This window comes from Staphylococcus lugdunensis (genome assembly GCF_001558775.1).
Lineage (GTDB): Bacteria > Bacillota > Bacilli > Staphylococcales > Staphylococcaceae > Staphylococcus > Staphylococcus lugdunensis.
Map to the genome: position 1 here is coordinate 101,016 of NZ_CP014022.1, position 24,188 is coordinate 125,203.

19 protein-coding genes are annotated in these 24,188 nt (G+C 33.0%); 18 read left to right on the forward strand and 1 reads right to left on the reverse strand.

Annotation, left to right across the window (positions count from 1 at the left end):
* Positions 1 to 108: 108 nt before the first annotated feature.
* The 6 genes from ystJ to tnpA all read left to right on the forward strand — a co-directional run bounded on the left by ystJ (position 109) and on the right by tnpA (position 6,923).
* Complete coding sequence (gene ystJ / locus AL499_RS00515) at positions 109 to 1,338, forward strand: NADP-dependent malic enzyme (protein WP_002458872.1); 1,230 nt, start codon at positions 109 to 111, stop codon at positions 1,336 to 1,338.
* Between the two features lie 88 nt (positions 1,339 to 1,426).
* Positions 1,427 to 2,284 (forward strand): acetyl-CoA carboxylase, carboxyltransferase subunit beta, encoded by an 858-nt coding sequence (gene accD / locus AL499_RS00520; RefSeq protein ID WP_002458873.1) that lies wholly within the window; start codon positions 1,427 to 1,429, stop codon positions 2,282 to 2,284.
* A gap of 1 nt (position 2,285) precedes the next feature.
* A complete protein-coding gene (locus AL499_RS00525; RefSeq protein WP_002492588.1) occupies positions 2,286 to 3,230 on the forward strand; it encodes an acetyl-CoA carboxylase carboxyltransferase subunit alpha in 945 nt (314 codons plus the stop codon).
* Between the two features lie 162 nt (positions 3,231 to 3,392).
* Complete coding sequence (gene pfkA, locus AL499_RS00530; protein ID WP_002458875.1) at positions 3,393 to 4,361, forward strand: 6-phosphofructokinase; 969 nt, start codon at positions 3,393 to 3,395, stop codon at positions 4,359 to 4,361.
* Positions 4,362 to 4,378: 17 nt separating this feature from the next.
* A complete protein-coding gene (pyk, locus tag AL499_RS00535; RefSeq protein ID WP_002478049.1) occupies positions 4,379 to 6,139 on the forward strand; it encodes a pyruvate kinase in 1,761 nt (586 codons plus the stop codon).
* Positions 6,140 to 6,440: 301 nt separating this feature from the next.
* Positions 6,441 to 6,923 carry an IS200/IS605 family transposase gene (gene tnpA / locus AL499_RS00540; protein WP_062248820.1) on the forward strand — a complete coding sequence of 161 codons (483 nt, stop codon included), beginning with the start codon at positions 6,441 to 6,443 and terminating at the stop codon, positions 6,921 to 6,923.
* A 507-nt stretch (positions 6,924 to 7,430) separates the two neighbouring features.
* On the opposite strand, the gene AL499_RS00545 is transcribed toward tnpA, so the two are convergent.
* Positions 7,431 to 8,789, reverse strand: a complete 1,359-nt coding sequence (locus AL499_RS00545; RefSeq protein WP_002458877.1) for an amino acid permease — start codon at positions 8,787 to 8,789, stop codon at positions 7,431 to 7,433.
* Between the two features lie 341 nt (positions 8,790 to 9,130).
* Here AL499_RS00545 and AL499_RS00550 point away from each other — a divergent pair, with 341 nt between their 5' ends.
* From AL499_RS00550 to dnaI, 12 genes are all read left to right on the forward strand, one after another.
* Entirely contained in the window at positions 9,131 to 10,249 is a 1,119-nt protein-coding gene (locus AL499_RS00550) for a citrate synthase (protein WP_002458878.1), read from the forward strand.
* A gap of 47 nt (positions 10,250 to 10,296) precedes the next feature.
* Positions 10,297 to 11,565, forward strand: coding sequence for an NADP-dependent isocitrate dehydrogenase (gene icd, locus AL499_RS00555; protein ID WP_002478051.1), 1,269 nt, complete (start codon positions 10,297 to 10,299; stop codon positions 11,563 to 11,565).
* Positions 11,566 to 11,768: 203 nt separating this feature from the next.
* Positions 11,769 to 12,479, forward strand: coding sequence for a response regulator transcription factor (locus AL499_RS00560; RefSeq protein ID WP_037540804.1), 711 nt, complete (start codon positions 11,769 to 11,771; stop codon positions 12,477 to 12,479).
* Positions 12,479 to 14,188, forward strand: a complete 1,710-nt coding sequence (gene pnpS, locus AL499_RS00565; RefSeq protein ID WP_002458881.1) for a two-component system histidine kinase PnpS — start codon at positions 12,479 to 12,481, stop codon at positions 14,186 to 14,188. The genes AL499_RS00560 and pnpS overlap by 1 nt, the downstream gene beginning before the upstream one ends.
* Before the next feature lie 386 nt (positions 14,189 to 14,574).
* Entirely contained in the window at positions 14,575 to 17,208 is a 2,634-nt protein-coding gene (gene polA / locus AL499_RS00570; RefSeq protein WP_002493149.1) for a DNA polymerase I, read from the forward strand.
* Positions 17,209 to 17,224: 16 nt separating this feature from the next.
* Positions 17,225 to 18,097: a bifunctional DNA-formamidopyrimidine glycosylase/DNA-(apurinic or apyrimidinic site) lyase gene (gene mutM / locus AL499_RS00575; RefSeq protein ID WP_002493150.1), complete on the forward strand. Its 873-nt coding sequence runs from the start codon at positions 17,225 to 17,227 to the stop codon at positions 18,095 to 18,097.
* A gap of 15 nt (positions 18,098 to 18,112) precedes the next feature.
* Positions 18,113 to 18,718 (forward strand): dephospho-CoA kinase, encoded by a 606-nt coding sequence (gene coaE / locus AL499_RS00580; RefSeq protein WP_002493142.1) that lies wholly within the window; start codon positions 18,113 to 18,115, stop codon positions 18,716 to 18,718.
* Positions 18,719 to 18,864: 146 nt separating this feature from the next.
* Positions 18,865 to 19,866 carry a type I glyceraldehyde-3-phosphate dehydrogenase gene (gap, locus tag AL499_RS00585; protein ID WP_002458885.1) on the forward strand — a complete coding sequence of 334 codons (1,002 nt, stop codon included), beginning with the start codon at positions 18,865 to 18,867 and terminating at the stop codon, positions 19,864 to 19,866.
* Between the two features lie 172 nt (positions 19,867 to 20,038).
* The gene (gene bioB / locus AL499_RS00590; protein WP_002493146.1) at positions 20,039 to 21,046 is read left to right on the forward strand and encodes a biotin synthase BioB; all 1,008 of its coding nucleotides are present in this window, start codon (positions 20,039 to 20,041) and stop codon (positions 21,044 to 21,046) included.
* Between the two features lie 316 nt (positions 21,047 to 21,362).
* Positions 21,363 to 21,833: a transcriptional regulator NrdR gene (gene nrdR, locus AL499_RS00595; RefSeq protein WP_002458887.1), complete on the forward strand. Its 471-nt coding sequence runs from the start codon at positions 21,363 to 21,365 to the stop codon at positions 21,831 to 21,833.
* Positions 21,834 to 23,210, forward strand: coding sequence for a replicative helicase loading/DNA remodeling protein DnaB (locus AL499_RS00600; RefSeq protein ID WP_002478057.1), 1,377 nt, complete (start codon positions 21,834 to 21,836; stop codon positions 23,208 to 23,210).
* Positions 23,210 to 24,130, forward strand: coding sequence for a primosomal protein DnaI (gene dnaI, locus AL499_RS00605; protein WP_002458889.1), 921 nt, complete (start codon positions 23,210 to 23,212; stop codon positions 24,128 to 24,130). The genes AL499_RS00600 and dnaI overlap by 1 nt, the downstream gene beginning before the upstream one ends.
* Positions 24,131 to 24,188 lie beyond the last annotated feature (58 nt).

Sequence of the window (24,188 nt, forward strand, 5' to 3'; positions counted from 1 at the left end):
ATTATGATTTGTTTCTATACGTAAGAAGAGGTCGAGTGTTTGATTAATCGTGGTTTTGTCTCAACATCTTCATTATAAGTATCCAAAAAATGAATAGGGGTTGATGTAATGTCTTTAAGAGATGACGCTTTACAGATGCATAAAGAAAATCAAGGTAAATTGCAAGTTACACCCAACGTTAAAGTAACGAATAAAAAAGAATTAAGCTTAGCTTATTCTCCAGGTGTTGCTGAACCTTGTAAAGAAATACACGAAGATCCTAGAACGGTTTATGATTATACTATTAAGAGAAATACTGTAGCAGTGGTTACAGATGGTACAGCTGTATTAGGACTAGGTAATATAGGAGCAGCTGCGAGCATTCCTGTTATGGAAGGCAAAGCGGTACTATTTAAAAGTTTTGCAGGTATTAATGGTGTACCAATTGCTTTAGATACTACTGACACTGAAGAAATAATCCAAACAGTCAAATTAATCTCACCGAACTATGGAGGCATTAATTTAGAAGATATATCAGCTCCACGTTGTTTTGAAATTGAAGAGCGCTTAAAGAAAGAAACCAATATACCTGTATTCCATGATGATCAACACGGTACTGCTATCGTTACTCTGGCTGGACTTATAAATGCATTAAGAATTGTAGACAAGCCACTATCTGATATTAAAATAGTATTAAATGGTGCTGGCGCAGCTGGCATTGCTATTTGTAAATTATTGGATGCATATGGCGTACGTCATATGATTATGTGTGATTCTAAAGGTGCAATATATGAAGATCGACCATATGGAATGAATGAAACAAAATCATTTGTTGCTAAATTTACAAATAAAGATAAAATAGAAGGAAGCTTACAAGATGTTATTAAAGAGGCAGATGTTTTTATAGGTGTATCAATTGCCGATTTATTAACTAAGGAAATGGTACAATCAATGTCTAAAGATGCCATAATTTTTGCTATGGCTAATCCCAATCCTGAGATTAAACCGGAAGATGCCAAAGAAGCAGGAGCAAAGGTTATTGGTACAGGTCGGTCGGATTTTCCAAATCAAATCAATAATGTACTTGCTTTTCCTGGAATATTCCGTGGCGCATTAGAAGTTGAAGCAACGCATATAAATGAAGAAATGAAAAAAGCTGCAGTAGAAGCAATTGCGAATCTTATTCAACCAGATGAATTAAGACCTGATTATTGTATTCCTGATCCATTTGATAAGCGTGTAGCACCATCTGTTGCTAGAGAAGTTGCAAGAGCTGCAATGGAAACTGGTGTAGCTCGAATTGAAGTTGAACCACAAGCAATTTATGATAAAACGATGAAACTAACAGATATACAATAAGCAAGTAAACATAAGATATTAAAGATATATCAGATAACTTTAAATATAATATAGTGCTTTAGATGTTTAGTGACGTGGAGGTTTATGCATGTTTAAAGATTTTTTTAACAGAAGTAGTAAGAAAAAGAAATATTTAACAGTACAGGATTCCAAGCAAAATGATGTGCCAGCGGGTATTATGACCAAGTGTCCTAAATGTAAAAAGATTATGTATACAAAAGAACTAGCGGAAAATTTAAATGTCTGTTTCAATTGTGACCATCACATTGCTTTGACAGCTTATAAACGTATTGAAGCTGTCTCTGATGAAGGTAGTTTTCAAGAATTTGATAAAGGCATGACATCAGCAAATCCTTTAGATTTTCCAGGTTACGAAGAAAAAATTGAAAAAGATCAACAAAAGACAGATTTACAGGAAGCAGTTGTCACTGGCATTGCAACATTAGAAAATCTACCATTTGGTATTGCTGTAATGGATTCAAGGTTTCGTATGGGGAGTATGGGATCGGTAGTAGGTGAAAAAATATGTCGCATTATTGATTATTGTACTGAACATCGATTACCTTTTATCTTATTCTCTGCAAGTGGTGGAGCAAGGATGCAAGAGGGCATTATTTCTTTAATGCAAATGGGTAAAACAAGCGTATCATTAAAACGTCATTCTGACGCAGGTTTACTCTATATTTCATATTTAACTCATCCTACAACAGGTGGGGTTTCCGCAAGTTTTGCTTCGGTTGGTGATATCAACTTGAGTGAGCCAAAAGCATTAATTGGATTTGCAGGACGACGTGTTATCGAACAAACAATTAATGAAAAATTACCTGAAGATTTTCAAACGGCTGAGTTTTTATTAGAACATGGACAACTTGATAAAGTCGTTCATCGTAAAGACATGAAAGAAACATTAGCCCAAATCTTAAAAATGCATCAAGAGGTGAATTAGGATGCTTGACTTTGAAAAACCACTATATGATATAAAGAACAAAATTGAATCATTAAAAGAATCTCAACAAAAAAATGATGTGGATTTACAAGATGAAATTGATTTATTAGAGGCTTCATTAAAAAGAGAAACTAAAAAGATTTATACAAATTTGAAACCTTGGGATCGAGTTCAAATTGCTCGTTTACAAGAGAGACCTACTTTATTGGATTATATTCCACATATCTTTGATGCATTTATAGAATTTCACGGTGATCGAAACTTTCGTGATGATCCTGCTATGGTAGGAGGCATTGCGTACTTAAATGAAATGCCAGTAACTGTGATTGGTCAACAACGCGGTAAAGATACGAAAGATAATATTTATCGTAATTTTGGAATGGCTCACCCAGAAGGTTATCGCAAAGCGTTACGATTAATGAAACAGGCTGAGAAATTTAATCGTCCTATCTTTACATTTATTGATACGAAAGGTGCTTATCCAGGAAAGGCAGCAGAAGAACGTGGGCAAAGTGAATCTATAGCGAAAAATTTAATCGAAATGGCATCATTATCAGTCCCTGTCATTGCTATTGTTATAGGTGAAGGTGGTAGCGGTGGTGCACTAGGAATTGGTGTAGCCAATCGCATTTTAATGCTGGAAAATAGTACATATTCTGTAATATCACCAGAAGGCGCTGCAGCATTACTTTGGAAAGATAGTAGTTTAGCTAAGATGGCAGCTGAAACGATGAAAATTACCGCTAATGATTTATTACAATTAAAGATTATTGATAATGTTATTGAAGAACCTTTAGGTGGTGCACATAGAGATATTGAGATTCAAGCACAACATATTAAAGCGGCATTTGAAAACGAACTTGCTGAATTGTCAAAATTAAATAAAAAACAATTAGCAGAAGACCGATACAATAAATTCAGACATATTGGTTCATTTGTTGATTAATTAAGTGTAAAAGAGTGAAATGGTTACCATTTCACTCTTTTAATATAAACTTAACAATTAAAACGTTTACATCAATAAACCTTAATAATATTGATGGAATGACCCCAAAAAGTGTGGTAATTTAGAGTTAAAGAGAAATCTAGTTAAGAAAGGTATGTCGTCATGAAAAAAATTGCAGTATTAACTAGCGGTGGTGACTCACCAGGTATGAACGCTGCAGTAAGAGCAGTTGTTCGTACAGCGATTTACAACAACATCGAGGTTTATGGCATTTATCAAGGTTACCAAGGTTTACTAGATGATAATATCCATAAATTAGAACTTGGCTCTGTAGGGGATACCATACAACGTGGAGGTACATTTTTATACTCAGCGAGATGTCCTCAATTTAAAGAAGCAGAGCATCGTAAAGTTGGGATAGATAATCTTCGAAAGAGAGGGATTGAAGGTCTGGTTGTCGTTGGTGGCGATGGTAGTTATCGAGGCGCACAACGTATTAGCGAAGAATGTCCTGAAATTCAAACTATAGGTGTTCCAGGTACGATTGATAACGATATTAATGGTACTGATTTTACAATCGGTTTTGACACAGCATTAAATACAATCATTGAATGTGTCGATAAAATAAGGGATACAGCTTCTAGCCATGCTCGAACATTTATTGTAGAAGTAATGGGACGTGATTGTGGAGATCTAGCTTTGTGGGCTGGTCTATCAGTAGGTGCCGAAACGATTATGGTGCCAGAAGTTAAAACAGAAATTAAAGACGTTGCCGAAAAAATAGAGAGTGGTATTAAACGTGGTAAGAAACATTCAATTGTAATGGTTGCTGAAGGTTGTATGAGTGGCCAAGAATGTGCGGATGAATTAATGAAATATATAAACGTTGACACACGTGTTTCAGTATTAGGTCACATTCAACGTGGTGGAAGTCCCTCAGGCACTGACCGAGTACTCGCATCAAGGTTAGGCGGTCATGCAGTTGATTTGTTAATTCAAGGTAAATCTGGTCTTGGCGTAGGTATTACGCATAACCAACTTACAGCTACGCCATTCGATGAGATTTTCAAAATTTCAGATCATAAATTTAACAATGATATTTATGAACTAGCTAAAAAGCTATCTATTTAATTTAGGAGGCAATTAGAATGAGAAAGACTAAAATAGTATGTACAATAGGACCTGCATCTGAATCAGAAGAAATGTTAGAAAAATTAATGAAAGCTGGCATGAATGTTGCCCGTTTGAATTTTTCTCATGGCAGTCATGAAGAACATAAAGCACGAATTGATACGATTCGAAAAGTAGCGAAAAAACTTGGGAAAACAATTGGAATCTTACTTGATACTAAGGGTCCTGAAATTCGTACTCATGACATGAAAGATGGCCTAATTATGTTAGAAAAAGGCAAAGAAGTTATTGTGAGTATGACTCAAGTAGAAGGAACACCAGAAAAATTTTCAGTAACTTATGAAAATTTAATTAATGATGTTCAAGTAGGTTCATACATTTTATTAGACGATGGCTTAGTTGAACTTGAAGTTAAGGAAATAGATAAAGCTAACGGCGAAGTTAGATGTGAAATTTTAAATACAGGTGAATTAAAAAATAAAAAAGGTGTCAATCTCCCTGGTGTCAGAGTAAACTTACCTGGTATTACAGATAAAGATGCAGATGATATTTTATTTGGAATTAAAGAAGATGTCGATTATATCGCTGCAAGTTTTGTTCGACGTCCAAGCGATGTTTTAGATATTCGTGAAATTTTAGAAAGAGAAAACAATCATAATATTACAATCTTCCCTAAAATCGAAAACCAAGAAGGTATTGACAATATTGAAGAAATATTAGAAGTATCTGACGGATTAATGGTAGCACGTGGAGACATGGGTGTTGAAATTCCACCAGAATCTGTACCAATTGTTCAAAAAGATTTAATTAGAAAATGTAATAAATTAGGAAAACCTGTTATTACTGCTACGCAAATGTTAGACTCTATGCAACGTAATCCACGTGCAACTCGTGCTGAAGCAAGTGACGTAGCTAATGCCATTTATGATGGAACGGATGCCGTAATGTTATCAGGTGAAACAGCTGCTGGTTTATACCCAGAAGAAGCAGTGAAAACAATGAGAAATATTGCTGTATCTGCTGAAGCTGCGCAAGACTACAAAAAATTATTATCAGATCGTACAAAACTAGTTGAAACATCATTTGTTAACGCGATTGGGGTTTCTGTAGCACATACAGCTCTTAATTTAAACGTTAAAGCTATCGTTGCAGCTACTGAAAGTGGTTCGACTGCAGTAACAATTTCTAAATATCGACCACATTCAGATATCATTGCTGTTACACCAAGTGCACATACAGCTCGCCAATTAGCACTTGTTTGGGGTGCATATCCAGTTATTAAAAAAGGTCGTAAAACCACTGATGATTTATTAAATAACTCTGTCGCAACTGCTGTTGAAACAGGACGCGTAACAAATGGGGATTTAATCATTATTACTGCTGGTGTTCCAACTGGTGAAAAAGGTACAACTAATATGATGAAGTTACATCTTGTTGGTGATGAAATTGCAAAAGGTCAAGGTGTTGGCCGTGAATCAGTTGTAGGTCAATCTGTTGTTGCAGATGATGCCAGCGATTTAGAAGGAAAAGACTTAAGCAATTCAATTATTATTACTACTTCAGTTGATGAAACTTTAGTACCATACATTGAAAAAGCAGCTGGCTTAATCACTGAAGAAAACGGTATTACTTCTCCAAGTGCTATTGTTGGTTTAGAAAAAGGCATTCCAACGATTGTTGGCGTAGAACATGCTACTAAAGAAATTAAAGATGGTATATTAATTACAGTTGATGCTGCACAAGGAAAAATCTTTGAAGGCTATGCAAACGTACTTTAATAACTTAAACATTAAATAGTAATAGAGTCTGGGATATAATTATATTTTAGACTATGGACTATATATTGGCAGTAATTGACTGGGTTGAAAATACGCTTATACCAAGCTTTTTTCAATCCTAGCAACCTTGCCGGGGCGGGACGATGAATTCAGTCCCGCTCCTTTTTTGTAAAAAGAAAACCATACGCTATGCGTATGGTTCAGAAAAGGTTCTACCATTGTCACAAAAAATGCATCTCTTCGTACTAGAATTAATATTGGTCAGCCAACCAAAATAATCAACACGAGGAGATGCTATTTAATGTCATCCGACACAAACAGTTTAGCACATACAAAATGGAATTGTAAGTATCATATCGTCTTTGCTCCTAAATACAGAAGACAAGTGATATATGGAAAAATAAAAAAAGATATTGGAATGATTTTGCGTCAATTGTGCGAAAGAAAAGGCGTAGAGATAATTGAAGCAGAGGCATGTAAAGATCATATTCACATGTTAGTTAGTATTCCGCCAAAAATAGGTGTATCATCATTTGTTGGCTATTTAAAAGGAAAAAGTAGTTTAATGATATTTGATAGACATGCCAACTTGAAATATAGATATGGAAATAGAAAGTTTTGGTGCAAAGGATATTATGTAGATACTGTAGGTAGAAACAAAAAAGTAATTGAAAATTATATACGAAACCAATTACAAGAGGATATCGTTGCAGATCAAATCTCAATGGAAGAATACCTAAATCCGTTTACAGGAGAAGAAATTAAAAAAAGAAAGAAAAAATAGTAACCCTTTAGGGTTGCTGGAATAGTAGTGCAGTTGGCTGACTTATCAGTGCCCTTTTAGGACTGGCCAGTATGAAAGGCTTATAGCCGCAGAACAAACCACCCGTTCACACGGGTGGTTTTGATTTACAATAAATAGAGCATGATAGAGATAAATAGTATAAGAAATAACGGGCTGAGATATAAATGTCTTTAACAAGCTGAAGACGGGGTGCCAATAAAGAGAAATGCAAAAAACATTTTATCAAGCAAAGCAAGGTGGGGTGGTCCCCAACAAAGAAAAATACGAAAAAAATTTCACCAAGCAAAATAATAATATGAAATATTGAATATTAAAAAAGCATAAAGATGATTTTTAATTTCCAATCATCTTTATGCTTTTATTTTGGGATTTACATCCCAATCTGTCAATAATTGAGATTTAAATAACCGAATCCTAGCTGCAAATTAACATTTAAGTTGTTTTTAAATGTTAAATAACTTATTTACAAATCTTTATATTTGGTTATTATTTAGTTTTCTTCGCCATTTGTTTATATCTATAATACATAAGTCCTAAAATAATAAACCAAACGGGCGTAAAGTAAATCGCTCTTCTTGTTTCAACATTTACAAATAGCAATGCAAAAACAAAAACAAAGAATAATAGAATGATATATCCCATGTATTTGCCGCCTGGTAATTTATATGTCGACTGTTTATGTAGCTCTGGATTTCTTCTACTATAATTGATATATGCCCAGAGAATAAGTCCCCAAACTACAAGAAATAATACAGTTGAAATAGTCGTAACATACGTGAATACTAAAGTTGCATCTGGGAAAATATAGTTCAATAGTGCTGCAACTAATAAAAATACAGATGAACCAATAATAGCAATATGTGGCACACCTTGTTTATTAGTACTTCTAAAAATAGGTGGTGCTTGTTGTTGATCGGCAAGTCCAAATAACATACGACTATTTGAGAAAATACCACTATTACAAGATGACGCAGCAGCTGTTAGAACAACAAAATTAATGAGTCCTGCAGCGAATGGTATACCGATTAACGCGAATAGTCTAACAAATGGACTATCGTCAGGACTAACTTTATCCCAAGGTATAATTGACATAATAACTGCTAATGCACCGACGTAAAAGACTAAAATACGTAATGGTACAGAGTTGATTGCTTTAGGTATAGTTTTTTGTGGATCTTTTGTTTCACCGGCTGTAACACCAATCATTTCGATACCTACGAAAGAGAACAATGCCATTTGGAATGACATAAAGAATCCAGATGCACCTTTCGGAAAAATACCGTTTTGATATAAGTTAGCAAAACTAGCAGATCCAAATTGCGTTTTGTAAGCCATAAGTATCATCACTAGACCAACGACAATTAACCCGACAATTGTTGCAATTTTAATAATGGCAAACCAAAATTCTAATTCACCAAATAATCTTGCACTCAAAAGATTGAACGTCATTAATATGAGTACACAGAAAAGTGCACTGACCCAGTTTGGAATTTGCGGAAACCAAAAACTTACGTATTTTGCTACCGCAGTTACTTCAGCCATCCCCGTAATAATCCAACAGAACCAATAAGTCCAACCAGTCACGAAACCAGCGAAAGGTCCAATATATTTATTAGTTACATCAGCAAAAGACTTAAATTCAGTATTTTGAATAATAATTTCCCCTAAGCCTCTCATAAACATGAATAACATAAATCCAATGAGGATGTACGTTAATAAGATGGATGGACCTGTCATTGCAATCGTTTGTCCGGCACCTAAGAATAATCCAGTACCAATTGCACCACCAATGGCGATTAATTGCACGTGACGGTTACTCAATTCTCTTTGTAATTTATCCTCCATAAGACAACTCCCTTACATTTAGATATTATTATTATGCACTTATAAACTTCATTCGACAATTATTTTTCATAAATTTTATAAAATTTTCCTTAAAATCGTGTTAACAAATTGTTATCAAATATAATAAAAAATTGAAATATTCAATAAAATCAGACTAATGAACAACATAAATTTGTATAGAATTGTTATAACAGCGCTGATTTTGGGGTATAAGAGTATTAATAGTTTGTTAACTATTATCTTTACACGTTTACATGTATAAAGAATAAGCGTTCACAAATGAAAATTGATTAGCTATAATATTAGTTGAAAGCCATTATAAAAGAAAAGGGGAATTTCATATGGCAGAATTAAAAAAGGGTTTAGAAGGGGTTATTGCAGCTGAAACAAAAATCAGCTCAATTATTGGAAGTCAATTAACTTATGCAGGATACGATATTGATGATTTAGCAGAAAATGCTGAATTTGAAGAAATCGTCTTTTTATTAAAAAATTATCGTTTACCAACTGAAGAGGAATTGGCAGATTTAAAGAAGAAATTAAACTATTATATGACATTAAATCCTCGAGTTTATAAACATTTTGAGGAATATGTAACTGATAATGTTCATCCTATGACAGCTTTACGTACATCAGTTTCATACATTGCACATTTTGATCCGAATGCTGAAGGAGAAAGTGAAGAAAAAATTCTTGAAAGATCTATACGTATTCAAGCAAAAGTAGCATCATTAGTGACAGCATTCGCTCGAGTAAGAGACGGTAAAGAACCGCTTAAACCGAAAGCAGAATTAAATTATGCGGGGAATTTTTTATATATGCTACGAGGAGAGTTACCTACAGATATTGAAGTTGAGGCGTTTAATAAAGCGTTAGTTTTACATGCGGATCACGAATTAAATGCATCTGCATTTACAGCTCGCTGTGCAGTTTCTTCTTTATCAGATATGTACTCTGGTATTGTAGCAGCCGTTGGTTCTTTAAAAGGGCCTTTGCATGGTGGAGCGAACGAACGAGTAATGAACATGTTATCTGAAGTAAAGTCTGTAGACCAGGTTGACGATTATTTAGATGAAAAATTTGCAAATAAGGAAAAAATAATGGGATTTGGCCATCGTGTATATAAAGAAGGCGACCCACGTGCGAAATATCTCAGAGAAATGAGCCGAAAAATCACTTCAGAAACTGGAAGAAGTGAATTATATGATATTTCAATTGCTATTGAAAAACGAATGAAGGAAGAAAAAGGGCTTATTCCTAATGTCGATTTCTTTAGTGCTACTGTTTATCATAGTATGGATATCCCACATGATTTATTTACGCCAATATTTGCTGTCAGCCGTACAGCTGGATGGACAGCTCATATTTTAGAACAATATAGAGATAATCGTATTATGAGACCGCGAGCTAAATATATTGGTGAGAAAGATCGAAAATATATCCCTATTGAAGAAAGATAGCAGTTAATTAATTACTAATGTGAATTTTTATAATGGAGGTTCAAATTATGTCAGCAGAAAAAATTGTTAAAACACAAGATGGGTTACAAGTTCCAAATGAACCTATTATTCCATTTATTATTGGGGATGGTATTGGACCAGATATATGGAAAGCAGCTAGCCGCGTGATTGATGCCGCAGTTGAGAAAGCTTATAACGGTGAAAAACAAATTGTGTGGAAAGAAGTATTAGCTGGGCAAAAGGCTTATGACGAAACAGGAGAATGGCTACCTAGCGAAACTTTAAAAACGATAGAAGAATATTTAATAGCTGTTAAAGGACCATTAACAACACCAATTGGTGGAGGTATTCGTTCACTTAATGTAGCTTTACGTCAACAACTTGATTTATTTACATGTCTCCGCCCAGTTCGTTGGTTTAAAGGTGTACCATCTCCAGTAAAACGACCACAAGATGTAGATATGGTGATTTTTAGAGAAAACACAGAAGATATATACGCTGGAATCGAATTTAAAGAAGGTACTGAAGAAGTTAAGAAAGTGATTGATTTCTTACAAAATGAAATGGGTGCATCGAACATTAGATTTCCTGAAACATCTGGAATTGGTATTAAACCTGTATCAAAAGAAGGTACTGAGCGTTTGGTCAGAGCCGCTATACAATATGCCATTGATAATGGTCGTAAATCTGTCACATTAGTTCATAAAGGTAATATTATGAAATTTACTGAAGGTTCATTTAAACAATGGGGTTATGATTTAGCGCATAATGAATTTGCTGATAAAGTATTTACTTGGCAGCAATATGATGAGATTGTAGAAAATGATGGTAAAGAGGCTGCCAATAAAGCTCAAGAAAGAGCTGAACAACAAGGTAAGATTATCATTAAAGATTCTATTGCGGATATTTTCTTACAACAAATATTAACGCGTCCTGCAGAGCATGATGTTGTTGCTACTATGAATTTAAATGGAGATTATATTTCAGACGCCTTAGCAGCACAAGTTGGTGGTATTGGTATTGCACCAGGTGCTAATATCAACTATGAAACTGGACATGCTATATTTGAGGCTACACATGGTACTGCCCCTAAATATGCAGGATTAAATAAAGTTAATCCATCATCTGAATTATTAAGTTCTGTCTTAATGTTAGAACATCTTGGCTGGCAAGAAGCAGCTGATAAAATTACAGATGCCATTGAGTCAACTATCGCTTCAAAAATAGTAACATATGATTTTGCTCGCTTAATGGATGGTGCAACAGAAGTTTCAACTTCTGAATTTGCTGATGAATTAATTAAAAATTTAAAATAAGACTTGGTTTGTAGATATGAATCGAAATTCATTTATAAAATGGATTTCGATTTTATCTTTTAAATGGGTACATAATCTCTTAATATTAGGTTATATTTAAATTAATGTAAAAATTATGTAAAGTTAATGTTTGATATGTTATTTTTTTTTAAACTTCAGTTATAATGAATGTGAAAATGCAATTACAATATAGGAGGCACATCATGTCACAAAAAATTTTAGTGGTAGATGACGAGCAATCAATCGTAACATTACTAAAATACAACTTAGAAACGGCAGGATATATCGTCGAAGTCGCATATGACGGTGAAGAAGCACTAGAAAAGGTAGAAAAAGTACAACCAGATTTAATTGTACTGGATGTTATGTTACCTAAAAAAGATGGAATTGAAGTATGTAAGACGATTCGTTCAGACAAAAACTTAGTTCCTATTTTAATGTTAACAGCTAAAGATGATGAATTCGATCGTGTTTTAGGCTTGGAATTAGGCGCTGATGATTATATGACAAAACCGTTTTCACCTAGAGAAGTAGTTGCAAGGGTTAAAGCAATTTTAAGACGTTCTCAGTTTGTTAATGAATCTGCAAATGATGCAGCAAACGAAGAAGATATTTTAATTGAAAATATACGCATTCGTCCAGAATTTTTTGAAGTTTATAAAGATGATGAATTATTAGAACTGACACCTAAAGAATTTGAACTTTTACTCTACCTTATTGAACGACAAGGAAGAGTTATTACTAGAGAACACATGCTTAATTCAGTTTGGAATTATGAATTTGCTGGTGATTCTAGAATTGTGGATGTACATATTAGTCATTTAAGAGATAAATTAGAAGAAAATCCTAAACAACCAAAATTGATTAAGACGGTTAGAGGTTTAGGTTATAAATTGGAGCGTCCTAAAGCTTAATGCTTAAATTTCATCAACGGTTACTCTTACTATTATGTACAATAACAATAATAAGTTTTATCGGATTAGGCGCTATTATGCATCATTCAATATATCAGACGCTCACGGACAAAAAAGTTGCTGATTTAACTAAGAAAACTGAAAACTATTCAAAATTAGAAGAACAAGGTAAAACTGAAGAAATTAAAAATATCGCAAAAAATGAAAACATTTCTGTCAAAATAACAGAGGGAAATAAAATTATATTTGAAACAAAAAGCCATTATGATATTAACCCTGCAATTGATAATGCAGCCAATCCATCTAATATTATTTATGACCGCGCTGATGAGGGTTACCACTATACTTTTAAAAATAAATTTAGCAATGAGGCTATATACATTAGTGGAATAGATGATGAGATGGTTAATTTACAGAAAGAGCTTTGGAAATATATAGCGTTAATTGGTGTTGTTGTACTTATCGCAATTTATTTAGCAGTTAGAAGTATTAAACGTACATATATTAGACCGATTAACGAAGTTACATATGCGACCTCGTTACTCGCTGATGGATATTATCATGTTCGAGTACCTGAAAGTAACGTCAAAGAAACAAAGGCATTGTTTGTTACAACAAATGAACTTGCACGCCGTTTACAAAAATTAAATAATAAACAAAAAATCCAATCAAACCGTTTAAAAACTACATTAGAAAATATACCAAGTTCTGTATTAATGATTGATAAGTATGGTGAAATTGTTGTAGCCAATCATTCATATTATGAAGTTTTTGGTTTAGAAGAAAAGGTTGAAAACAAGGATTATAATGATTTTATTGATGATAAGATAAAACAACTGATTCTAGAAGCATTTAAAACCGAAAAAAGCATGTATAATCAAGTTGAAGTTAATATCAATAATGTACATCATAAATATTTTGATGTTTCTTGCGTGCCAATTCTGTCAAAATCTAAAAAACATTTGCAAGGTATGGTAGTTGTTTTACATGATATAACTAACTTAAAGAAATTGGAAAATTTAAGACGAGAATTTGTTGCTAATGTATCACATGAGCTTAAGACTCCAATCACTTCTATTAAAGGTTTTGCTGAAACATTGATAGAAGGTGCAAAAGATGACGTGGCATCTTTAGATATGTTTTTAAATATTATTTTAAAAGAATCTAATCGAATCGAGTCTTTAGTTATGGATTTATTAGATTTGTCACATATAGAACAACAACGTGAATTAGAGACAGCGTATGTCAATTTATCGGAACTTGCACACAATACTGTAGATAACTTACAAAATCAGGCGAAAGACAAAAATATCGAAATTATAGATGAAATTAGCCCAGATATTATTTTCAAAGCGAATAAAAATAAAATTGCACAAGTCATTACGAACTTGCTATCAAATGCTATTAACTATTCTTTGGAGAATAATCGAGTTATTGTGCGAGTTTATCGTCAACAATCAAAAGTATATTTAGAAATACAAGATTTTGGTATTGGTATTAGTAAAGAAGAACAAAAGCATATTTTCGAACGCTTTTACCGTGTTGATAAAGCAAGAAGTCGAGATTCAGGTGGTACAGGCTTAGGTTTATCAATTACGAAGCATATTGTTGAAGCACACCATGGTGTTATTAGTGTCAAGAGTGAACCGAATAAAGGATCAACATTCAAAGTAACTTTTACAGATAATTATAGTAATAACGAAGTATAAAATTATTCATATATTCAATAGATATTATTTTAAACTGACGACAAAACTTAGAACTTGTCGTCAGTTTTTTGCGTATTTTAATTTTCAAATGAAGGGAGAACTAAAGGTAGTTAAAAGAAAATGGAACGCCTTTGCAGAGCAAATGCATAAGTTCCACTAGCCCAAAGACAGTGGAACTATAAAACTCGCCATGCTCGTTAAGTGCAATAAAGGAATACCTGAGCTGAAGCTCATGCATAAGAAGCACTAAACTCGCCATGCTCGTTAAGTGCAATAAAGGAATACCTGAGCTGAAGCTCATGCATAAGAAGCACTAAACTCGCCATGCTCGTTAAGTGCTTCTTTATATGCTAGAATATAGGTAAATATGGTCTGGAGGTTTGATTGTGAATAAATTAGTTTTAATTGATGGAAATAGTTTGAGTTTCAGGGCATTTTACGCTTTGCCTTTGCTGTCGAATAAGGCTGGTATTCATACAAATGCAATATATGGCTTTGCTATGTTACTAGAGAAAATATTGAAAGAAGAGCAACCTAATCATTTTTTAGTAGCATTTGATGCAGGTAAGACGACTTTCAGACACGAAAAATATAGTGAATATAAAGGTGGGAGACAAAGTACGCCTCCAGAATTAAGTGAACAATTCCCATATATTCGACAGTTATTAGATGCATATCATATTAAGTATTATGAATTAGAAAATTATGAGGCTGATGATATTATTGGTACGTTGAGCAAACAAGCTGAAGCGTCAGGGTTAGAAACGATTATTATTACAGGAGATCGTGATTTAACACAATTAGCAACGGACCATGTAACAATTTATTACACGAAAAAAGGGGTTACTGATGTAGATCATTACACACCAGAATTCATTGCTGAAAAATATAATGGATTGTTACCAAAACAAATTATTGATATGAAAGGTCTTATGGGAGATACTTCTGATAATATACCTGGAGTAGCTGGTGTTGGAGAAAAAACGGCAATTAAGTTACTTAACCAGTTTCATTCTGTTGAAGGTGTGTATAATCATCTTGATGAAGTTTCTGGAAAAAAACTTAAGGAAAACCTTGAGAATAGTAAAGCCGATGCGTTTATGAGTAAAGATTTAGCTACAATTAATTGTGACAGCCCTATAAAAGTGAATCTTAAAGATACAATTATGGGCGATTTAAATGATAATAAAGATAAAATTGAGCTTTTCCAAAAATTAGAATTTAAACAATTACTTAATGATATAGACAGTAGTGCTAGTGAAAATAACAGTGAAACTGAACACAATTTTGAAGTGATCCATCATTTTGATAATATAAATTTTAAAAAGCTAGATAATGCAATCATACATTTTGAAATTTATGGTAGTAATTATTTAAAGGATAAAATTTTAAAGTTTGGATTATATGCACAAAATCAATATATCGTTATTTCGGCTGAGGATATCCATCAATATACTGAACTCATTGAGTGGTTAGAAAATGATCATAATAATAAAATTGTTTTTGATGCTAAAAAGACTTATGTTGCTGCACATCGTTTAGAGATTAATCTGCAGCATATTGATTTTGATGTTATGTTAGCAAGTTATATTATTGATCCATCTCGTACTATAGAAGATGTTCAATCCGTAGTAAGTTATTATAATCAAAATTTTGTCAAAAGTGATATTGCTGTATATGGTAAAGGGAAAAAACGACAAGTTCCACTAGATGATGTGTTGGAAGTGCATATCGCTGCCATTATGCAAGCTATTTATAATTGTAAACCATTAATGTCAGACATTCTGTCAGACCATAATCAAATGGACTTGTTGAATAATTTAGAGTTGCCATTAGCGAGAATACTTGCTGACATGGAAGAAACAGGTATTTATACAGACGTAAATGATCTTAAGGAAATGCAAAACGAGCTTCAAGAAAAATTGGATAATCTTGTTTCAGAAATATATGAAGCAGCAGGTGAATCATTTAATATTAATTCACCTAAACAATTGGGCATTGTTTTATTTGAAACATTAAAATTACCTATTATTAAAAAAACAAAGACGGGTTATTCTACTGCGGTTGATGTACTTGAACAGTTACAAGGTAAACATCCTATTATTGATTACATTCTTGAGTATCGACAGTTGTCAAAATTACAATCAACATATGTAGAAGGCTTGCAAAAAGTCATAAGTGACGATCAACGTATCCATACGCGTTTTAATCAGACATTAGCGCAAACTGGACGTCTTTCATCAATTGATCCGAATTTACAAAATATACCGATTCGTCTTGAGGAAGGTCGTAAAATTCGTAAAGCCTTTAAACCAACGTCAGATGATTATGTTATTTTATCTGCGGATTATTCTCAAATTGAACTTCGTGTATTAGCACATATGACTCAAGATGAAAGTTTAAAAGAAGCTTTTATACATGGAGACGACATTCATGCTGCTACTGCTATGAAAGTGTTTGGAGTTGAAAAAAATCAAGTTAATGATTTAATGCGTAGACAAGCAAAAGCGGTTAATTTTGGTATTGTTTATGGTATAAGTGATTATGGTCTTAGCCAAAATTTAGGTATTACACGTAAAAAAGCAAAAGCTTTTATTGATGATTATTTGGCTAGTTTTCCAGGTGTTAAACAATATATGACCGATATTGTTAAAGATGCAAAAGCCAATGGTTATGTTGAAACATTATTACATCGACGCCGTTATATTCCAGATATTACGAGTCGCAACTTTAATTTAAGAAGTTTTGCTGAAAGAACAGCCATGAATACGCCTATTCAAGGTAGTGCTGCAGATATTATTAAATTGGCAATGGTTCAATTTGACAAAAATGTAAGAGAAACAAACTATCATGCCAAATTATTACTTCAAGTGCATGATGAATTAATATTTGAAGTTCCAAAGTCTGAGGTACAAGATTTTAGTGAATTTGTTGAAGAAATTATGGATAATGCATTAACACTTGCTGTCCCATTGCTTGTAGATTCTAGCTATGGAGCTACATGGTATGATGCTAAATAGAAAGAGGAAATAAAGTATGCCAGAATTACCAGAAGTTGAACATGTTAAAAGAGGTATTGAACCTTTTATAATTAACACGATTATAAAATCAGTAACATTTTCTTCAAAAGTCATTGACGGCAAGTCAGACGGGAAAGAAACAATCATTAAAGGGATTAATCTTGATGGTTTTAGGCAGTTTACAGAGGGTTATAAAATATATAAAGTAGAGCGACGCAGTAAATACATTAATATTTATATTGAAAAGAATCAGGAGCGCCGTGTATTGATTAGTCATTTAGGAATGGCAGGTGGTTTTTTTATCGTAAATCATTTAGATGAGATATATGCTCCAAACTATAGAAAACATTGGCATGTTATTTTTCATTTAAGTAATGGTAAATTACTTGTTTATTCAGATATTCGACGTTTTGGTGAAATTAGAAATGTACAAGCACTAAATAATTACGCATCGTTCAAAAATATGGCGCCCGAACCTTTTGACGAAAGCGCATTAGATCATTATTTGACTTATTTAAACCAACCTAAAGTAAAGCACAAACCTATTAAACAATTAATCCTTGATCATAAAGTTATTGCAGGTTGTGGGAATATCTATGCTTGTGAGGCATTATATAGAGCTGCAATACATCCCGCCACTGAAGTGCAAAGCTTAAATCAGCAAGCAAGACAAAATCTTTTTTTAGAAGTTCAAGCCGTTTTAAATGAAGGTATTAAGTATGGCGGAACGAGTATCTCGGATTATCGTCATGCAGATGGTAAGACAGGCACGATGCAGTTACGCTTAAATGTATATAAACAACAGCAATGTAAAAAATGTGGACATAAAATAGAACAGCAAGTGATTGCTACACGTAATAGTCATTTTTGTCCGGTTTGTCAAAAATAATGAAAGAGTGAGTTTATGCCAAAAGTAATAGGACTAACAGGTGGGATAGCCACTGGTAAATCAACAGTATCAGAATTACTTACAGCCTATGGATTTAAAGTCGTAGATGCAGATATTGCAGCTCGAGAAGCAGTTAAAAAAGGTTCTGCTGGATTGGAGCAAATCCGCCAAACATTTGGGAACGAAGCCATTAATGATGATGGTGAAATGAATCGTCAATATATGGGTCAACTCGTGTTTAATCACCCTGATAAAAGAACAGAATTAAATGAAATTGTACATCCTATCGTGCATCAACTAATGGATAAAGAAAAATCACACTACCTTAATCAAGGTTATAATGTGGTGATGGACATTCCGTTACTTTTTGAAAATGAATTAGAAGATACGGTAGATGAAGTTTGGTTAGTATATACTTCAGAAAGTATTCAGATTGAACGGTTAATGGAAAGAAATAATTTAAGTTTGGAAGAAGCCAAAGCACGCGTATATAGTCAAATTTCTATTGATAAAAAAAGTAGAATGGCTGATATAGTAATAGATAATTTGGGGGATAAATTAGAATTAAAACAAAACGTAGAACGCATTTTGACTGATCAAGGATATATAAATCAAGAATAAATATAGAGGAACCTTTTACATACATTTGTAAAAGGTTTTTTATATAAAAAATTTCTAAAAACTAAAAGTAAACGCTTCCAATGAAGATAAATTATGTTATACTAATTGCATAAAGTATAACATAAAGAATATAAGGGGTGCTTTTAATGTCAACGAATATTGCAATTAATGGAATGGGTAGAATTGGAAGAATGGTGCTAAGAATAGCACTAAAGAATGAGGCATTGAATGTAGTTGCCATCAATGCTAGCTATCCTCCTGAAACAATTGCACATTTAATTAATTATGACACAACACATGGGAGATACGATAAAAGAGTAGAACCTATTGAAAGTGGAATTCGAGTGGAAGGCCATGATATTAAATTAGTGTCTGATAGAAACCCAGAAAATTTACCCTGGAAAGATTTAGAAATAGATATCGTCATTGAAGCGACCGGTAAATTTAACCATGGTGATAAAGCTAAGGCACATATTCAAGCAGGAGCTAAAAAAGTGTTATTGACAGGACCATCAAAAGGTGGAAAAGTACAGATGGTGGTTAAAGGTGTTAACGATCAAGACTTAGATACAGATACATATGACATATTTAGTAATGCGTCGTGTACTACGAATTGTATCGGACCAGTTGCAAAAGTTTTAAATGATAGTTTTGGCATTGAAAATGGCTTAATGACAACGGTACATGCAATTACAAATGATCAAAATAATATAGATAATCCGCATAAAGATTTGAGAAGAGCGCGTTCTTGTGGGGAAAGTATTATACCAACATCAACAGGTGCTGCTAAAGCATTAAAAGAAGTTATGCCAGAATTGAATGGCAAACTACATGGCATAGCACTTCGTGTGCCAACTCAAAATGTATCATTAGTTGATTTAGTCGTTGATTTAAAACAAAAAGTGACAGTAGATGAAGTTAATCATGCATTTAGAGATGCAAACTTACAAGGAATTATTGATGTTGAAGAGGCCCCTCTAGTTTCTAAGGACTATAATACAAATCCTCATTCAGCAGTTATAGATGCTAAAAATACAATGGTCATGGGAGATAATAAGGTTAAAGTTATAGCCTGGTATGATAACGAATGGGGATATTCTAATAGAGTAGTTGAGGTAGCAAATCAACTTGGAGAACTAATTAAATAAACAATTTATTACTGCATCAATGCGAGGTAAGTTGGAAACTTACCTCGTTTTATATTTTAAGTCTTAACAAAATAAACAACTATATTGTAAACTTTATAATATCTATGGTTTACAATGTTGGTATCAAAGACTAAGATATAACTATATTGAAAGCAGAAAGGTATGTGGGGAAATGAACTTAGCAAATCAAATTATTAACGGGAAATATTTAACTCAGGCTGAGTGCTTAAAAATTTACAGAGATGCTTCGTTAGCTACATTAGATTTAGTGCATGAAGCTTATTTAATTAGACGACATTATTTCGGTCATAAAGTCAAACTAAATATGATTTTGAATGCAAAAAGTGGAATTTGTTCTGAAGATTGTGGCTATTGTGGTCAATCTAGAGAGATGAAGCACAAACAACGATACGCCTTGGTGTCAAATGAAACAATATGTAAGGGCGCAGATGTTGCTTCAAATAATAAAATTGGTACGTATTGTATTGTTATGAGTGGTAGAGGACCAAGTGACAAAGAAGTAGAACATATTACAAAAACGGTAAAAGATATAAAAAAGGATCATCCACAATTAAAAATTTGTGCCTGTCTTGGATTGGCTAACGAAGAGCAGGCAGAAAAATTAAAAGCTGCTGGAGTTGATCGCTATAATCATAATATTAATACTAGCGAGTCGTATCATGGGCAAGTTGTTTCAACACATACATATGATGAACGTATACAAACGTTATCATATATGAAAGAACATCATATTTCACCATGTTCAGGCGTAATATGTGGTATGGGTGAAAGCGATGAAGACATAATTGATATGGCTTTCGCATTGAAAAAAATAGATGCTGATAGTATTCCAGTGAATTTTTTACATCCGATACAAGGAACAAAATTTGGTAGTATGGATGATTTAACGCCTATGAAGTGTTTAAGAATATTATCTATATTCCGCTTAATAAACCCTACAAAAGAAATTCGTGTAGCAGGTGGCCGTGAAGTAAATTTGCGATCATTACAACCACTCGCATTACAAATTGCAAACTCGATATTTGTAGGTGACTATTTAATTACCGGTGGTCAACCAAATGAGTTAGATTATCAAATGCTCGAAGATCTAGGTTTTGAAATTGATTATGGCAATGACGATGAAATAACTTTTAGTCATCCACAATTCAAATCAAAGTAAATACAGAAAAAACAACGTTACAATTCAACAAACAACATCAATTAAAAAATTTTTAATATAATGTTCTACTATTGAGAATAAGTAATATTTATTATGGAGGGGCAAACTGTAAAGTAAAGCCATAATTGAATAATTTTTCTTGAAAAAAGTAAAATAGAAAAGGTTTTATAAATATATAAGAATAGCGTGTATAAAAAAGTTATGTTAAATTGCTATTTGTTAAAATTCTGTATGGATTCAATGAACATGTCACTGCTTTTGTCAAAATAGAAAATATAGTATAATGAAGCATAATCTAATCAAGAGGGTGATATAAATGAAATGCCCAAAATGTAGCTCTACACATTCAAAAGTTGTTGATTCAAGACATGCAGATGAAGCAAATGCAATTCGTCGCCGCCGTGAATGCGAGAAATGCGGCACGCGTTTTACTACTTTTGAACACATAGAAGTGAGCCCATTAATCGTTGTTAAAAAAGATGGTACACGTGAACAATTTTTAAGAGAAAAAATATTAAATGGTTTGGTAAGATCTTGTGAAAAAAGACCTGTGCGTTATCAACAATTAGAAGATATTACAAACAAAGTAGAATGGCAATTGCGTGATGAGGGTCACACTGAAATTTCTTCGAGAGATATTGGGGAACATGTAATGAATTTACTTATGCATGTCGATCAAGTTTCTTATGTCAGATTCGCATCCGTATATAAAGAATTTAAAGATGTTGATCAGCTTCTAGCTTCCATGCAAGGTATCTTAAATGATAATAAACGGAGTGACTCTTAAATGACCATGCAAGCTTACCAATTTGATTTAAGACCAAGAGACAGTTTTGAAGTTATTCGTCATTTTGAGCTTAGTCAGGCTCACTTAGAAATATTAAATCGATTATATGCTCCATTGATTGGTACGCATGCCATTGGTTTATACCATTATTTAAATCAGTTTGTATCTGAAAATAATCAGGAATTGCTAACGCATTATACCATTATGAATGAGTTAAAGGTTAATTTATTAGATTTTAGAAAGACAATGGATTATTTAGAGGGGATTGGCTTGCTTAAATCTTTTGTGCGCCATCAATCTGATAATTCAAATTTTATCTATGAACTAATACAACCACCTACAGCTTATCAATTTTTTAATGATCCTATGCTGTCAGTTTTTTTATTTAGTGAAGTCGATAAAAAGCGCTTTGTACAGTTAAAACAATATTTTGAGCAAGATAGAAAAGATTTAACAAATTATCAAAATATTACGCACAAATTTACTGAAGTTTTTAAAATGCCTAATAAAGATATTAAAATTGATAGTCAAAACATTAAATCATCTCAATATTATAAAGGTCTTGATTTGTCTAATGAGCACTTTGATTTCGAATTACTTAAAGAGTTACTTCAACATCATTTTATTAGTAGTGAAATAGTTACAGATGAAGCTAAAGCTTTAATCTTACAATTGGCTACTTTATACGGTTTAACCGTTGAGGCAATGAAACGCATGATTTTAAACTCAATTACAAGTGCACAAACTTTATCGTTTGAAGAGTTACGCAAACAAGCAAGATCATATTATTTAATTGAGCATGAACAGCAATTGCCTAAATTAGCGATAAATGCTGATAAATATTATGATTCTGAGAGCCAACATACGCGTGATAACTCGACTAATACAAAACAAGACGAGTGGCTATCTAGTTTAGATAATATAAGCCCAGTTGATATGCTCTCCTCATGGTCGGGTTCAGAACCGACTCATCAACAAAAGCTGATGATAGAAGAATTGGTTAGTAGAGAAAAACTACCGTTAGGCGTCATAAATATATTATTACAATTTGTGATGTTAAAAAACGAAATGATGTTGCCTAAAAAATATATATTTGAAGTTGCTTCTAATTGGAAAAAATTAGGCATTTCAAATGCAAAAGAAGCATACGAACGAGCACTAAAAATGAATGAACCAAAACAAGTAGAGCGAAAACCTCAAAATGCAAAGAATCGTTATTATGGAAAACAAATTGTTTCTAGAGAGAAAACACCGAAGTGGCTGGAAAACAGAGACACTGCTAAAAGACAAGAGAAAATAAAGAAAAAAGATGACAATTTGGAGAAAGATAGACAACAATTCCTAGAGCAATTAAAAAAAGATTGGGGTGATGATTAATGAAAAGCTTTAAAAATATTATGGGATCAGATTCAAATTTAGAACAGCGTATTTCACAAATCAAGCAACAAGTTATTAACGATCCAGATGTTAAGCAATTTTTAACTATGCACCAAAGTGAATTAACAAATGCCATGATTGATCGTGATTTAAATGTATTGCAAGAATTTAAAGACCAGCAAAAGCATTATGATGGTCATGATTATCATTCATGTCCCAACTTTGTTAAAGGACACATACCTGAACTTTATGTTGAAGATGAACGCATAAAAATAAAATATTTACCATGTCCTTGCAAAATTAAATACGATGAAGCGCGTTTTGATAGCCAACTAGTTACTTCCCACCATATGCAGCGTGACACACTTAATGCAAAGTTAAATGATATATTTACTGAAGATCGAGATCGATTAGAAATAGCGATAAAAGCTAATCACATATGTAAAAGTATTATTAATGGTGAAAGTGTCAAAGGCTTATACATTTATGGACCATTTGGAACAGGAAAATCGTTTATTTTAGGTGCGATGGCTAATCAGTTAAAATCACAAAAAGTTGCCTCAACTATCGTATATTTGCCTGAATATATTAGAAGCTTAAAGAATGGTTTTAAAGACGGCAGTTACGAACAACGATTAGCTCGAATTAGAGAAGCTGGAATATTAATGTTAGATGATATAGGTGCTGAAGAAGTAACTCCATGGGTTAGAGATGAAATTATTGGACCTTTATTACATTATCGTATGGTTCAAGAATTGCCAACTTTCTTTAGTTCTAATTTAAGCTTTGAAGAATTGGAACATCATTTGTCTATAACACGTGAAGGGGCAGAAAAAACAAAAGCTGCAAGAATTATAGAGCGTATAAAAAGCTTAGCTGATGATGTATATTTAGAAGGAAAAAATTATAGAAACAATTGATATTTTAAATATGTGTTGTATAATGAACGTAAATCTATATCGTTGAAATTTTTGAAGA

What these genes read in the sequence shown, in the direction of transcription:
- ystJ (WP_002458872.1), top strand. Translation starts at nt 109, where the DNA reads ATGTCTTTAAGAGATGACGCTTTACAGATGCATAAAGAAAATCAAGGT.
- accD (WP_002458873.1), top strand. Translation starts at nt 1,427, where the DNA reads ATGTTTAAAGATTTTTTTAACAGAAGTAGTAAGAAAAAGAAATATTTA.
- AL499_RS00525 (WP_002492588.1), top strand. Translation starts at nt 2,286, where the DNA reads ATGCTTGACTTTGAAAAACCACTATATGATATAAAGAACAAAATTGAA.
- pfkA (WP_002458875.1), top strand. Translation starts at nt 3,393, where the DNA reads ATGAAAAAAATTGCAGTATTAACTAGCGGTGGTGACTCACCAGGTATG.
- pyk (WP_002478049.1), top strand. Translation starts at nt 4,379, where the DNA reads ATGAGAAAGACTAAAATAGTATGTACAATAGGACCTGCATCTGAATCA.
- tnpA (WP_062248820.1), top strand. Translation starts at nt 6,441, where the DNA reads ATGTCATCCGACACAAACAGTTTAGCACATACAAAATGGAATTGTAAG.
- AL499_RS00545 (WP_002458877.1), bottom strand. Translation starts at nt 8,789, where the DNA reads ATGGAGGATAAATTACAAAGAGAATTGAGTAACCGTCACGTGCAATTA.
- AL499_RS00550 (WP_002458878.1), top strand. Translation starts at nt 9,131, where the DNA reads ATGGCAGAATTAAAAAAGGGTTTAGAAGGGGTTATTGCAGCTGAAACA.
- icd (WP_002478051.1), top strand. Translation starts at nt 10,297, where the DNA reads ATGTCAGCAGAAAAAATTGTTAAAACACAAGATGGGTTACAAGTTCCA.
- AL499_RS00560 (WP_037540804.1), top strand. Translation starts at nt 11,769, where the DNA reads ATGTCACAAAAAATTTTAGTGGTAGATGACGAGCAATCAATCGTAACA.
- pnpS (WP_002458881.1), top strand. Translation starts at nt 12,479, where the DNA reads ATGCTTAAATTTCATCAACGGTTACTCTTACTATTATGTACAATAACA.
- mutM (WP_002493150.1), top strand. Translation starts at nt 17,225, where the DNA reads ATGCCAGAATTACCAGAAGTTGAACATGTTAAAAGAGGTATTGAACCT.
- coaE (WP_002493142.1), top strand. Translation starts at nt 18,113, where the DNA reads ATGCCAAAAGTAATAGGACTAACAGGTGGGATAGCCACTGGTAAATCA.
- gap (WP_002458885.1), top strand. Translation starts at nt 18,865, where the DNA reads ATGTCAACGAATATTGCAATTAATGGAATGGGTAGAATTGGAAGAATG.
- bioB (WP_002493146.1), top strand. Translation starts at nt 20,039, where the DNA reads ATGAACTTAGCAAATCAAATTATTAACGGGAAATATTTAACTCAGGCT.
- nrdR (WP_002458887.1), top strand. Translation starts at nt 21,363, where the DNA reads ATGAAATGCCCAAAATGTAGCTCTACACATTCAAAAGTTGTTGATTCA.
- AL499_RS00600 (WP_002478057.1), top strand. Translation starts at nt 21,834, where the DNA reads ATGACCATGCAAGCTTACCAATTTGATTTAAGACCAAGAGACAGTTTT.
- dnaI (WP_002458889.1), top strand. Translation starts at nt 23,210, where the DNA reads ATGAAAAGCTTTAAAAATATTATGGGATCAGATTCAAATTTAGAACAG.